This is a genomic window from Nonomuraea sp. SYSU D8015, from assembly GCF_008065375.1.
Classification (GTDB): domain Bacteria; phylum Actinomycetota; class Actinomycetes; order Streptosporangiales; family Streptosporangiaceae; genus Nonomuraea.
In genome coordinates, this window is record NZ_VJYI01000005.1 from 344,451 (window position 1) to 357,692 (window position 13,242).

Here is a 13,242-nt window from a genome sequence, read left to right on the forward strand (position 1 = left end):
GAGGGTCTACGGGCGGCCCAGCGCCCGGTAGTGCCATCCAGCGGATCGCCACAGTTCAGCGTCCAGGGCATTGCGCCCGTCCACGATGCGCCGCGTGGCCACGACGGCGCCCAACTCCTCCGGATCGAGCTCCACGAACTCCTGCCACTCCGTGAGCAGCAACACCACGTGCGCCCCACGCACCGCCTCCACGGCCGACTCGCCGTAGTTGAGCTCAGGATGAGCCTTGCGGGCGTTGCGGAGCGCGATCGGGTCGTACACGGTGACCTGTCCGCCCTGGTGACCGATCGTCACGGCGACGTCGAGCGCGGGGGAGTCGCGGATGTCGTCGGAGTTCGGCTTGAACGCCGCGCCCAGCACGCCCACGGTGCACCCGTGGAAGGACCCGCCGGCCAGCTCCCTGGCCAGGTCGACCATGCGGGCGCGCCGCCGCATGTTGATGGCGTCCACCTCGCGCAGGAACGTCAGCGCCTGGTCCGCCCCCAGCTCGCCGGCCCGCGCCATGAACGCCCTGATGTCCTTGGGCAGGCAGCCGCCCCCGAACCCGAGCCCGGCGTTCAGGAACCGCCCGCCGATGCGGTCGTCGTACGACAGCGCCTCGGACAGCTGCTTGACGTCGGCGTGAGCAGCCTCGCACACCTCGGCCATGGCGTTGATGAAGGAGATCTTGGTCGCGAGGAAGGCGTTGGCGGCCGTCTTGACCAGCTCGGACGTGGCGAAATCGGTCACCACGAACGGAACGTCTCCCAGCGGCTCGTACACCTCCCGCAGCACCTTCTCGCTCCGCTCGCTCCGGACCCCGAGCACGATCCGATTCGGCCGCAGCGTGTCCTGGACGGCGAACCCCTCCCGCAGGAACTCGGGGTTCCAGGCCAGCTCGGCCTCGGCCCCGGCCGGGGCCAGCCGGGTCAGCTTGTCCGCGAGCCGCTCGGCGGTGCCGACGGGCACGGTGGACTTGCCGACGACCAGGCATTCGCGGTCGAGGAGCGGCGCGAGCGACTCGATGGCGGCGTCCATGTAGGAGACGTCGGCGGCGTACTCGCCGCGTTTCTGCGGGGTGCCCACGCAGATGAAGTGCACGTCGCCGAAGTCGGCGACCTCCTGGTACGAGGTGGTGAAGCGGAGGCGGCCGGAGTCGAGCCCGCGGCGGAGCACCGGCTCCAGCCCGGGTTCGTGGATGGGGAGCTCACCGTCGTTCAGCCGGCGGACCTTGTCTGCATCGATGTCGAGGCCCAGGACTTCGAATCCCAGATCCGCCATGCATGCCGCATGCGTGATGCCCAGGTATCCGGTCCCGATCACCGTGAGGCGATATGGCACGAGTGAGCTCCTTTCGATCGCGCAGGCATGCTACCGGCCTTTCGCTAAGTGCTACGTGCCACCTGCACCTCTTCGCAAACCGTACCGACTGGTAACAAGATGTTCGGACGTCCTAGTATTTGACGCATGAGCTTCCCTCTATACGCGCCCGCCGAAGAGCACGACATGCTCAGGGAGACCGTCCGGGCCCTGGCCGACGAGAAGATCGCCCCCTACGCCGCCGAGGCCGACGAGACCGAGGAGTTCTCCTGGGACGTCTACAAATCGCTGGTGGCGGCGGATCTGCACGCCGTGCACATCCCTGAGGAGTACGGGGGCGCGGGGGCGGACGCGCTGGCGACGGTGATCGTCATCGAGGAGGTGGCCCGCGCCTGCGCGTCGTCCTCCCTGATCCCCGCCGTCAACAAGCTCGGCACGGTCCCGCTGCTCCTGTCGGCGTCGGAGGAGCTGAAGTCCCGCTACCTGGCGCCGGTGGCCAGGGGGGAGGCCATGTTCTCGTACGCGCTCTCGGAGCCGGAGGCGGGCTCGGACGCGGCGGCGATGAAGACGAGGGCGGTGGCGGACGGCGACGCGTACGTGCTCAACGGCACCAAGATGTGGATCACGAACGCCGGCGTCTCCGAGTACTACACGGTGATGGCCGTCACGGACCCGTCGGCAGGCGCCCGCGGCATCTCGGCCTTCGTCGTCGAGAAGTCCGACGAGGGCGTCTCTTTCGGCCCCAAGGAGAAGAAGCTCGGCATCAAGGGCTCCCCGACCCGCCAGGTCATCCTGGACAACGTCCGCATCCCGGCCAGCCGCATGATCGGTGACCCCGGAACCGGCTTCAAGACGGCCCTGGCGACGCTCGACCACACCCGCATCACCATCGCCGCCCAGGCGCTGGGCATCGCCCAGGGCGCGCTGGACTTCGCGATCGGCTACGTGAAGGAGCGCAAGCAGTTCGGCCGCCCGATCGCCGACTTCCAGGGCCTGCAGTTCATGCTCGCCGACATGGCGATGAAGCTGGAGGCGGCGCGGCAGCTCACGTACCACGCGGCTGCGAAGTCGGAGCGGGCGATGAACGGCGAGCCCCAGAAGGACCTGACGTTCCTGTCGAGCGCCGCGAAGTGCGCGGCTTCGGACGCGGCCATGGAGATCACCACGGACGCGGTGCAACTGCTGGGCGGGTACGGCTACACGAGGGACTTCCCGGTGGAACGCATGATGCGCGACGCCAAGATCACCCAGATCTACGAGGGCACCAACCAGATCCAGAGAATGGTGATGGCCAGGCAGCTCCTCAAGTAGGCCCCAGGGAGAGCTGTCCGAGCACCACGAGTTGACCTCTACCGTGTCCTGGCGCGGCGTGCCGTCTTCACGCCGCGCGTGGACGGTCGGCGACGCCGCCCTCGCATTGGCTGACCGACGCTCTCAGACCTTCCACGTGGTGAAGGCGATCTCCAGCCCGACCGGGTCGTACGAGACCCGCATGACGGTGACCAGCGCCACCTGCTTGTCATTCGTCTCGACGCAGAGCTTGGTCCCCTGCGTCAGATCGTCCAGCCCCACTTCGAGCCGCCGGTACTTCTTGTGGGCGAGCAGGTTCACGCAGTCCGCGGCGTCTGCGGTCGTGCCGGGCGAGATCACGTAACGTGGGGTCGTGTCGGACCCGTGAATCCGGTCGTCCTCGAGGATGATCTCGGCCGGTCCGCCGTTCCTGGCCGGCCCTACCTGGATGGATGAGCTGCCGTGCCCGGGGTTGCCCGTGTCGAGGTCCATCTTGTCACGGTCGTTGCAGACCAGGGTCCAGGAACAGGGCTCCAGCGGGTAGCCGTCGCTGCTCGCGACCACGGATGAGGGGTCCGGGGACGGCGTCTTCGCCGGGGAGGAGCCGGGCGAGGCGGAGGTGACGAGAGTCCACACCGCGGCGATCCCGGAGACGATGCCGAAGCACCACCCGCAGCGCTCCACCCACGTCCAGAACGGCGACGTGGGCTCGCCCGCCTCCCGCCCGCCGCTCCCGGCGACGGTTGTCCGTTTCTTGCGGATGTGCCGGATGACGAGGATCAATGTCCCGGCCGTCACGCAGACGATCAGCCAGATGATGAGCCATGACATGGATGTCTCCGTTGGATTCCGTTACTGACTTCTGCTGAGTCGTCGCGAGAGCCACAGGGTGGCCCCCGCGAAGCAGGCGAGCGTCACGACCCCGAGCGCGGCAAGATCGAACAGCCACTGATGGAGGTCGTGCCGCCACAGCGCGTCCTTCGGCGTCCCGAGGGCGCTGAGCGCGCGCAGGTCGAGCGAAGAGGCCGCGGCGGCCACCCCCCACCGGTCTGGCAGCAGGGCGGCCACGGCGGTCAGCACCCGGTTACCTGACAGGTCGGCCGTGATGCCGTTCAGCGCGATCTGCGCGACTGACGTGGCCGTCACCAGCGCGACGGCCTGTTCCAGCTTCCGCGCGACCACCGAGATGAGCAGGCCCATCGACATGGCCGCCACGGTGACCGCTGCCAGGTTGACGAAGAGCTCCGCCGCTGGCCACAAAACCAGGGAGCGCGTGGGCCCCGGCCTGATCCGCAGGAACAACACAGTGATCAGCAGCGCCTCCGCCACGGCGACGGCGGCGTAGATCAGCCACCGGGACAGCGTCACTGCCAGGGTCAGCGTCCCCGTGCGGCGTTCCCTGCGGATGATCGGATAGTCCGAGACGATGTCGCTGTAGGTGAGCGCCTGGCCGCTGAGCACGCAGAGGGTGGTGAGCAGGCTCAACGCCGTCGGCGCCGCGTCGCCTCCGCCGAGGCCGGACTCGCCGGTCACGAGGCCGGCCAGCACCGCCGACACACCTGCGATGATGAAGGGCATCAGGACCACCGCGCTCCTTCGCGTCCACTCGAGCAGCTTGCGCTCGTCGTCGCTGCGGTTCCTGGACGCGCCGCGCGCGGCCAGCAGGGAGATCTGGCGGAGGATCAGCACCCAGAGCTGGCGGGCGAACGTCCGGGCCGGGCCGCGGCGGCGCATGGGGGGTGGAACAGCCGGCGAGGTCTTCGCGCGTTCCGCTTCGACGACCGCCTCGGATGCCGCGCTGCCGGCCGCGTACCGCCGGGCCGGCGTCAGCGGGTCGTCGGCGAGTGACTTCATCAGGTCTGCGTAGCTCGCGGCCCCGAGCGCGCTCCTGACCAGTGCCGGCGGCCCTGAGTAGACCGGCCGGCCGTCGCGGACGACGACGAGCACGTGCCCGGCCCGATCCAGGTGGTCGGTCGCGTGGGTGATGACGATGACCGTGTTGCCGTCGTCAGCGTACTCGCGCAGCAGCGTCATGAGCTCGCGGTCCATACCGGGGTCGAGACCGGAGGCAGGCTCGTCGAGCATGAGCAGCCGCGGCTTGGTGAGCAGCTCCAGTGCGATCGAGACACGCCTGCGCTGCCCGCCGGAGAGCGTGGCGACGAGCTGGTCGATCTGGGTTTCGAGGCCGAGTTGGGCACACACCTCCTCGACGCGCCGATTGCGCTCGGGCCGCCGCCACGGGCTGCGCAGCCACGTGGAGTACTGCAGCAGGCGCCGGACCGTGAGCGTCTGGTAGAGCTCGATCTCCTGCGGGACGAAGCCGAGCTGCTCCCGGATCTGCCGGGCGTGGGTCTTGAGGTCCAGACCCCGGAAGAACAACTCGCCGCCGTCCGTTTCGAGCTCTCCGAGGAGCGCGGAGAACAGCGAACTCTTGCCCGCCCCGGATGGGCCGAGGATCGCTAGCAAGGTGTTGTCCCGCTGCACGAAGGACATGCGCGTGAGGCGGGGTTTGTCGCCGCTCTTGGCGTACACTTCGGCGACGATGAGGGCGCAACCGCCGAGAGGGGTGTCCTCCAGGCCGGAGCCGTCTTGGCTGATGCGGTAACGATGGTCGGCGAAGTCGAAGCAATCGCCCGGCGAGAGCATCGCGGACTTGACCGGCTGCCCGGCGATATACGGCCCATGCCCATGCCCGTGGTCTGACAGCAGGTACCGCCCACCCTCCCGTCGCAGCGTGAAATGGTGCGGTGCCGCCGCGACCGCGTCGAGGACGACGTCGGCGACCGGGTCGGAGCCGAAGACCGTGACGTCGCCCAGGGGGATCAGCCGCCGCGCCGGCGGCTCCTCCGGCTGCGGCTGCTCTTCCCGCAGCGGTCGCGGAGCCGGGCTGGGAAGAGGCGCGGGCGGGCCCAGAAGCGCCCATCCCGGGATCTCCGGGGACGGGGAGCTGAGCACGTCGTTGACCCACGCGCCGTGCGGGTGCGTGCGCACGAGCCGCCTCCGGTACGCGGCGAGTCTGCGATGGGTGTGTTCGTGAATGCGTCGCACCCGCGCCGCGGCCGCGCTGAGGCACCTGTCGGCCTCCTCCGACGTGGCAGCGATCTGCCCGTCCAGGGAGGCGAGCTCCGCATGGGCGTCTTGGACGGCGGCCTGCGCGGCGCGTATCCTCTGCTCCTGCTCGCGCAGTCGGCGGGTGACGACGATGCGGTCGTCGCGGCGCTCCTCGCCCAGGCGTCGCCGCGTCCGCTCCTCTGGAGACAGGAGAGCGGAGACGGCCGCCAGTCGCTCCTCGGCCCGCGCGGCCCGGTCCTGGATGTGCGGCTTGAAAGCCGACGCTGCGGTTCGGTGCGCCAGCACCCTGGTGCGGTCCGCCTCGTAGCGGAGCCGTTCGTGTTCGAAGGCGTCCTGCGCCCGCCGTATCAACGCGTCCCTGTGTGGGGTCGTGACCGGCCGGTCCAGGGCGCCGTGGGCAACGGGCGAGGGGATCTCCGCCCAGCCATCGCGCCACCCGTGATACCAGTCCGACAGGCGGGCGAGCGGGCCATAGAGGGTCGGTTTCATGTGGCCGGGCAGGTCAGCCGGGCTATGACCTTGCGGTTGCGGGCTGCGGGGCCGGGCAGCAGGGTGCCGTCAGGGGCGAGATCGTCGACCCGGCCCGGCCATTGTGCGCCATGACCCTCGGCGGTGATGCTCCCTCTGGGTACCCCCAGCAGGACGAGTTCCCGCTTGACCGCTTGCGCACGTTCCCGGGAGAGCCGGAGGTTGCCCTCCCTCGTGCCCTCCGACGAGGTGCTGCCGATGAGTTTGACCCGGAGGTCGTCTTTGCGGATGGTGTCCGCGAGGTTCGCGAGCGTCTTCCTGGCGCCGGCGACGTCGCGGAACTTCGATGTCCCCCGTACGAACCCGACGTGGTTGCCGTCGCTCAGATCCGCTTCGCCACAGGCGGAGAACGTGTCACGTACGGACGGCAGCGGGACGACGCTGACTGGTGGAGCGCCCGTGGGGGCCGCCTGATCGTTCGGCTTGCCGTCCACCGCGACGCATGCGGCCCCGCCGGCCTGCGCGATCTCCTTCCAGATCGCGACGATGTTCCTGCGCAGGCGGAGATCCGGCTCGGGCTGGGGCGACGCGGTGTCGCCGAGCCCGGAGAGAAGGACCTTGCGGCCGGTGAGGTCGGGGATGAGCTCCTGCTTGCGCAGGTACGCGACCACATCGGCGGGCTCCGCGTCGATCACCTCACGGAAGTCGAGAGGCGTCGTGGTCTGCAGTCCCGGGTCGATGAGGACGATGTTGCCGCCGGGCTCGGTGCTGCGGGCCGCCAGCGTGAACGCGGTCAGCACGTCCACTTCCGGCGCCTTCGCGCGGATGTCCCCCTTGATCTTCTGCTCGACCGCAGTGAGGTAGGAGTTGACGTCTTTCTCCAGGGCGACGTCGTTTCCCGCGTCGCTCTTGAAGGGGGCGTCGAACACCACTGCGGGGGCGCCGTCGATCCGTACCAGCGATATGCGGTGCCCCGCCTGGGCGCTCTGCTTCATCAGTTCCACCAGAGCAGGCTCAATGGCGGGCGCGGGGGCGTTCGCGTGCGAGCCCACGGCGAGGGCGAGTGGGCCGTCGCCCGACATCCCGCAGCCCAGCGAGGCGAGCTTGGATGTGGACGGGCCTTCCCCGCCCTCGGCGCAGGCGGTGAGCGAGAGACCGAGGAGCGCGGCGACGGAGAGGAAGGTCGCGGACGACCGTGCGGATGGATACATCGACGTGTCTTCCAGGTCGGATCGGGATGTGTAACGGGGCTGGCGGCGCGGTCACGAGGTCGATCGCGCCGGCGGGGTGGTGCTGCCGGCAGTGCCCGGCGACCACGCGTAGGGCCGCAGATCGGGCTCGAGGATGGCGTCGGTGACGGCCGGGTCCTGTGCCCGCTGAGCGATCAACACGCGGGCCATCTGCTTGAGCCGCTCGGCGAGGGCTAGGCGGACCTGGAGGGCGTGCAGCAGGCTCTGGCGCGCGGCCATGAGCTCGCTCGCGTGCGCGGACCGGTTCGCCTCGGCCAGGGCGAGCTCACGGGCCGAGACGATGGCCCTGCGGAGCATACGCCGGTGGACGCGCAGCGCCCGGCCGTACGCTGATCGGAGGGGGTTGTGGGTGAGATACGCTCCCGCGCCCGCGACGATGCCGGTGCCGACGAAGAACGCCAAGAAGAAGAGCGCAGAGAACAGGGCGCTGTCGTCCGATGGCGATGTGGCGTCGCTGAACGCCTGGCGAGGCTCGGCGGCCCTGAGACGTGCCACGAAGGCGGCGGCGCCGAACGCGGCCCACGCGAGCACGCAGAGGGCGGCCAGGGCTCGGCTCACCTCCGCTGATCCGGCCCTGATATCACGACACATCACGCCGGTGGCATGCGCCAGATAGACCACGATCGCTGTGAACCCGACCACTACCACGGAGGTGGTGAGGGCGGACTCGGAGCGCATGATCAGCTTTACCACCTGCAGGAAAGCGGCCCAGTCGGCGCCGGCTGCGGCCGCCAGCGCCGCCGTGTGGAGCAGCAGTGGCACCCGCGGCCACCCGGCGAGCAGCGTGGGATCCGCGTACTGCCGGCCACCCCATCGCACGAAACGGCCCCGGCCCGGCAAGTCGCCCCCACCCGGCGAGGCTCCCTCGCCCGCAGGGTCGCCCCGGCCCGGGGAACCGGTCTCGCTCGGGGAGTCGGTCGCACTCGCGGGAGCGGCCCCCTCTGTGGGGCCGTCGCCCGGTTGCACCAGGCGGGAGCTGGCCGCGTCGAGGGCGAGGCGGACGTCCGCGAGGCGTTCGCGGTCATCGGCCTCCGCCAGCCGGCACTCCGCCACTGCTGCGTCCGCCACGCCGACGAGCGCGGTGGCCTCCGCGTGGTACGCGGCGTACTCCGCCTGGACCTCCTGCTCCCAGCGCGCCGCCGTCGAGTTGATGAGGTTGTCGAGCGGGTGCCCGGTCGCCTCGTCCACCCCACCAGGCGCCAGCTCCTCCACCAGGCGTGTGATCTCGGAGAGCGCGGCAGCCTCATCGACGTCCGAGGGCACGAACCGCCTGGGCTCCGGTGCGCGCCGCAGGCCGGAGCCGCCGCGCCTAAAATGCCACCGCGCCATCCGAAGTCACTCCTTCTGTTCGATCCCGTGCGTGTTCCCTGGCCTCCGGCTCGCGGCCGGAGAACTCCGGCGGTTCGAGCGCCCACGCCGGCAGGTCCGGCCCGAGCAACTCGAGGCGGGAGTTGAGATCGGGCCCGCGCGGGTGCGTGCGGACAAGCTGTTGCAGGTACGCGGCCGCGCGCCGGCTCACGAACTCATGGACGCGCCGGGCCCGCGCCCGGCCGTCCGCCTCCTCGCGTGCGATCTCCTGCCTCAGCGTTTCGACCGCCTGCACCGCAGCGGCCAGGCGCTCCTCGGCCTTGGCCCACTCGATCTCGGCCGCGGCCAGGCTCCTCCTGCGGTCGGCCAGCCGGCGTGCCCGCACCAGGGAGTCTGGGCGGCCATTCCTGAGGGACTCGGCCAGCCGTCGCTCTTTGAGGTCCTCCTCGGGGACCGGCTGGCGTGCCTCCTCCCACGCCTGTCGGGCGATGCGGACTTCGCGCTCGGCTGCCTGCCGCCGCTCCTCGGCACCGGCCAGTTCTCCCCGCAGGCGCCCGGTGCGGGACAGGCACGCGCTCCGCTCCTGATCGATCTGGTCATGGGCGAGATGGCGCAGGTATTCCAGCTTGGGGGTGATCACGTGGACCTCCGGGGCTTTTGTAGAACCGGATTCAGTTTCGGCGGCGATTGGGACCGCGGGAATGCGGTGACGCCCGTCCCGAAATCCCTGATAGGCGTCCCAAAACCGGAGCAAGAAGCCGTAACGGAGCGGCTTGGCGGGCGGGCCCGCCCATTCACTCAATCCGACACCTCCCGACATAGGACTCCAATATGGGCATGAAGGAATCCCGATACTCGGCCGCTGGCGATTCGCGGCCCGGATAACCGATCAGCCGGATCGGGGCATCTGCCCAAAAAATGCCCAAAAGGGGCATGTTGCTCGAAGGGTGACCGAATCCATGCCGACCTGTACGTGCGGGAACACTATGCGCGATACGGGAGTCGCACATGAAGTACTATCCCGCTCAGCGGGAAACGCCGTCGTCTACCTGGAGTAATGCAAGAAGTCGCAACTGAGTGGAGACTCAATGACGGGGAACGACAAGGGCCTCGGGCCGTCGGGCGCCGCCAAGGTGATGTCGATCTTCAAGTCCTTCGCCGGCGACCAGACCGAACTGTCCCTCACGGAGATCTGTGAGAGAACGCAGCTCACGTCGAGCACCGCGCATCGCTGGCTCCAGGACCTCGTGCTCCAGGGCGCTCTGGTGCGGCTGCCTTCCGGGCGCTACTGCCTGAGCAGGCTCATGTGGGAGATCGGCACGCGCTGCCCCCATGCCTCGATCCTGCGCGAGATCGCCATGCCCGTCCTGCAGAACCTGTACCGGATGACCCGCGGGCACGTGCAGCTGGCCATGCCCGCCGGGGATGGGGCGCTCCTCGTGGAGAGGCTTTCCAAGAACCTTCCCGTCAAGCCCGTGGGGCGTGTGGGCGGACGCATGCCGTTGCATGCCACCGGGGCGGGCAAGGTCATTCTCGCTTATTCTCCCGTCGAAATGAGGAAGAGAATTCTGAGCAGAAAGCTCACCCGATACACCGACCACACCATCACCTCCCCGCAGCAATTGAAAGCGGAGCTCAAGGCTATTCGGGAACGCGGTTATGCCATCTGTTATGAAGAGCGTCTGATCGGGATCGACTCGTATGCCTTTCCCATTTTCGAGCACGGTAGCGACAGTGTTGTCGTGGCCGCGGTCTCCGTCCTGGTAGGAGCGGGGCAGAGAGAGGCGGATGGGCTGATCAACGCTCTGCGGTCGGCGGCATCGCAGATCTCTCGCGCATTACGCAAAACCCCGCTCGTCCATCCGTTCGACGGCCTGTGATGATTTTGTGCTTTGGGGGAACGCCGTCTCATCGTGAGGGTCGGCGCGGACGGAAAGGAGCACACCCCGGCTGTCATGGGGTCGCCGCGTGAACGACAAGCCTGCCACCGAAGCACTCCGCCATATCGAGATCTGGGTCCCCGACCTCCAGCGCGTCATCGACAGCTGACAATGGCTCCTGGAGACCCCGGCTACAGCCGCTCCCAGGACTGGGAGGCCGGCCGAAGCCGGCGGCTGGGTGGGTACCGCACGCGCCGCGCCTTGCTCCACCACCCGTGGCAGACACGCTGGCTCTCATCGCCACCCATCTGCCGCATGGCCGCTCCACCTCCATCGGCGGGCACGCCTGGCCGACCCCCGCCCGCGCCGACGCCGCGTCGCGCAGTTCCTCGTGGACCACTATCGGCACAGCGCCACTGGCCGCGGTTCAAGCGGCGGCTCGAACCCGTGCTCGCCGCCCGAGAGAACGCACGGCTGGCGGACGTGATCCTGCCGGCTGATCGGCACGATGACCTGCCCGTGCGGGACCGGAGGCATGAGATACCTGGACCGGGCCGCGTTCGAGGTCCTCCCGTTCCAGAACCCCACGTTGGGCATCTGGGCAACCGCCCACGAGCTGAGCGCCGTACATGTCCTGATGCTCGTCGGGCCACATATCTTGCGGCGAGAGGTGGCGGCTCTACGGGAGCAAGCTCGGTCGAATTGGTCGGCGCCCCGGTCTGGGGATCTTGCGGGTAATTCCGCACGTCGTTTGGGATAGTTGCCGTGTGCGTACCGTTCACATCGGGGCCAAGCCGTGATCTGCTGCGCCTCGCCAAGCAGAAGGGCCCGGTAGGCGCGGTCGCGGAGATGATCTGGAACGCTGGAGGTGTCGTGCCAGAGGCCGTGATGGTGCCATGACGGCAGCGGATCACGCGAGCGGACCCATGACCGGCACTCTGCACCATGTCGAGATCTGGGTCCCCGACCTGTCTCGGGCGACAAGCAGCTGGCAATGGTTGCTGGAGGCTCTCGGCTACACCGTTTTCCAGGATTGGAAGAACGGCAGAAGCTGGCGTCTCGGCGCCACGTACCTGGTCCTGGAGCAGTCGCCCGACCTGACCGCCGACCGCCATGACCGCCGTCGTCCCGGCCTGAACCACCTCGCCTTCCACGTGGCGAGCCGTGCCGAGCTCGATTTCCTGGTCGAACAGGCGCCTCTGCACGGCTGGACGCTCATGTTCCCGGACCGGCATCCTCATGCCGGTGGTGAGCAGCACTATGCCGCCTACCTGGAGGATCAGGACGGGTTCGAGGTCGAACTGGTCGCTTCCGACATATCCGGGCAGTCCTGACGCCGCCGCGTTCGCGGGCGCTGTGCCGATGTGAACAGATCACCTCTTCCCGAGCAAGATCGGGGCATGTATGGTCGAGCCGTAGTCCGAAAGAAATTTTCAGCTACGGAGGCATTGTGGGCAAGAAGCTTCACTTACTGGTGGTCCCGGCCGCGGCGGCGCTGGTCACGCTGACGAGCGTTCCGGCCCAGGCGGCCGAGGGATATGACCGATGCCGGCCCAACTACTACTGCCTGTTCTCCGGGCTCGACGGCACGGGCGACATCGTCGAGGTTCAGAGCGACACCCCCGATCTGGCCGTACTCAACATGGCGGGCCGGGCCAAATCCGACTGGAACCGTACGAGTTCCACCGTTCACCTCTACTCGGAGGCGAACTACGAAGGCTGCCGCGCAGTGAGCCTCGCCGGCGCGAAGGGCAATTTCTTCAGTACATTCCGGGACTTCTTCCACTCCCTCCGTGTCAGCGGTCCGAGCGGGCCGTCCTGCTTCACCATCACCCGGTCCTCCGCCGACGTCCACGGCTGATGAGCCCGGCGGCCGGGCATCCCGCCTGCGATGTCCGGCCGCGCCGAGCCGTGTGTCGTAGACCAGCGGCCGCCCATCCGAGACCACCCGGCCCTCCCCTGTCAGCCGTCCGACCGCGCCGGTCAGCAGGGTATTGAGCCCCCAGTCGAAGCCGCACCCGAGCACATGACCGGTCGCGGGCGCGAGGCCGATCGGGGTCCGGAACGGCAGATCGATGCGTACCCCGCCCCTTGACCACCCGCAGGGTCGGGGAGCACAGTTTCGCCTCCGCCGGGACGGTCGGCGGCAGGGCGATCGGCAGCACATGCCAGGCCCAGCCCCTGGCGGAGGCTGGGCAGGCGGTCAGGGGCAGCTTCACCCGCAACCGGGCGCTACGCTCCCCGGTGCGTTCCAGGACGGCCAGTTGCCGGTCGGCCGCGGCCAGCACGATCTGCGCCGCACACGCCGGAGGCTCCTCCAGGTCGGTCAGATCCGCCGGCAGCACGCCGTCGTGGGCATCGCGGTAGGCGCGGATCTGCCGGGTCCGGTTGCGCACCTCCGCCGCGCCCACCCCGTCCGGCAGCACCGCCCGCAACGCCGCCCATTCGGCCTCGGTGCGCCTGCCCGGGTCGCGCGGCCAGGTGGCCACGAGCGCCGCCACCAGATCGCGGCGGTGCAGCGCCAGCCGCAACAGGCGAGCAGCCTGCTCCTGGGCGCAGCGCGCCACCCGATCACAGACCTGCACGCCGGCTCCGGGGCGACGCCCCAGCCCAGCCTGCGGGCGGCCATCCAGCCCTTGGCCGGCAACGCCCGCCCGTCCAGCCCCACCCCAGAG

Annotated in this window: 11 protein-coding genes; 4 read left to right on the forward strand and 7 right to left on the reverse strand. The window is 69.2% G+C overall.

Annotated elements, in window-relative coordinates:
- Positions 1 to 6: 6 nt before the first annotated feature.
- Positions 7 to 1,320, reverse strand: coding sequence for a UDP-glucose dehydrogenase family protein (locus ID574_RS24005; protein ID WP_188191195.1), 1,314 nt, complete (start codon positions 1,318 to 1,320; stop codon positions 7 to 9).
- A 126-nt stretch (positions 1,321 to 1,446) separates the two neighbouring features.
- On the opposite strand from ID574_RS24005, the gene ID574_RS24010 reads away from it, so the two are divergent.
- A complete protein-coding gene (locus tag ID574_RS24010) occupies positions 1,447 to 2,610 on the forward strand; it encodes an acyl-CoA dehydrogenase family protein (protein ID WP_188191196.1) in 1,164 nt (387 codons plus the stop codon).
- A 123-nt stretch (positions 2,611 to 2,733) separates the two neighbouring features.
- Here ID574_RS24010 and ID574_RS24015 read toward each other — a convergent pair whose 3' ends face one another.
- Genes ID574_RS24015 through ID574_RS24035 form a run of 5 tightly spaced genes read right to left on the reverse strand, consistent with a single transcriptional unit; the run spans position 2,734 to position 9,327 of the window.
- Positions 2,734 to 3,420, reverse strand: coding sequence for a hypothetical protein (locus ID574_RS24015; protein ID WP_188191197.1), 687 nt, complete (start codon positions 3,418 to 3,420; stop codon positions 2,734 to 2,736).
- Between the two features lie 21 nt (positions 3,421 to 3,441).
- Entirely contained in the window at positions 3,442 to 6,150 is a 2,709-nt protein-coding gene (locus ID574_RS24020) for an ATP-binding cassette domain-containing protein (protein ID WP_188191198.1), read from the reverse strand.
- On the reverse strand, positions 6,147 to 7,340 hold the full coding sequence (locus ID574_RS24025; RefSeq protein WP_188191199.1) for an OmpA family protein: 1,194 nt from the start codon (positions 7,338 to 7,340) through the stop codon (positions 6,147 to 6,149). The genes ID574_RS24020 and ID574_RS24025 overlap by 4 nt, the downstream gene beginning before the upstream one ends.
- A 51-nt stretch (positions 7,341 to 7,391) precedes the next feature.
- Positions 7,392 to 8,708, reverse strand: coding sequence for a hypothetical protein (locus ID574_RS24030; protein WP_188191200.1), 1,317 nt, complete (start codon positions 8,706 to 8,708; stop codon positions 7,392 to 7,394).
- The gene (locus tag ID574_RS24035) at positions 8,689 to 9,327 is read right to left on the reverse strand and encodes a hypothetical protein (RefSeq protein ID WP_188191201.1); all 639 of its coding nucleotides are present in this window, start codon (positions 9,325 to 9,327) and stop codon (positions 8,689 to 8,691) included. Before ID574_RS24035 ends, ID574_RS24030 begins: the two co-directional genes overlap by 20 nt.
- A 448-nt stretch (positions 9,328 to 9,775) precedes the next feature.
- Here ID574_RS24035 and ID574_RS24040 point away from each other — a divergent pair, with 448 nt between their 5' ends.
- The 3 genes from ID574_RS24040 (at position 9,776) to ID574_RS24050 (ending at position 12,428) form a co-directional block, all read left to right on the forward strand.
- Entirely contained in the window at positions 9,776 to 10,567 is a 792-nt protein-coding gene (locus ID574_RS24040; RefSeq protein ID WP_188191202.1) for an IclR family transcriptional regulator, read from the forward strand.
- A gap of 926 nt (positions 10,568 to 11,493) precedes the next feature.
- Positions 11,494 to 11,901, forward strand: a complete 408-nt coding sequence (locus ID574_RS24045) for a VOC family protein (protein ID WP_188191203.1) — start codon at positions 11,494 to 11,496, stop codon at positions 11,899 to 11,901.
- Positions 11,902 to 12,017: 116 nt separating this feature from the next.
- A complete protein-coding gene (locus ID574_RS24050) occupies positions 12,018 to 12,428 on the forward strand; it encodes a peptidase inhibitor family I36 protein (protein WP_188191204.1) in 411 nt (136 codons plus the stop codon).
- On the opposite strand, the gene ID574_RS24055 is transcribed toward ID574_RS24050, so the two are convergent.
- Positions 12,397 to 13,152 (reverse strand): hypothetical protein, encoded by a 756-nt coding sequence (locus tag ID574_RS24055; RefSeq protein ID WP_188191205.1) that lies wholly within the window; start codon positions 13,150 to 13,152, stop codon positions 12,397 to 12,399. The two genes, ID574_RS24050 and ID574_RS24055, sit on opposite strands and share 32 nt — an antisense overlap.
- Between the last annotated feature and the right edge of the window lie 90 nt (positions 13,153 to 13,242).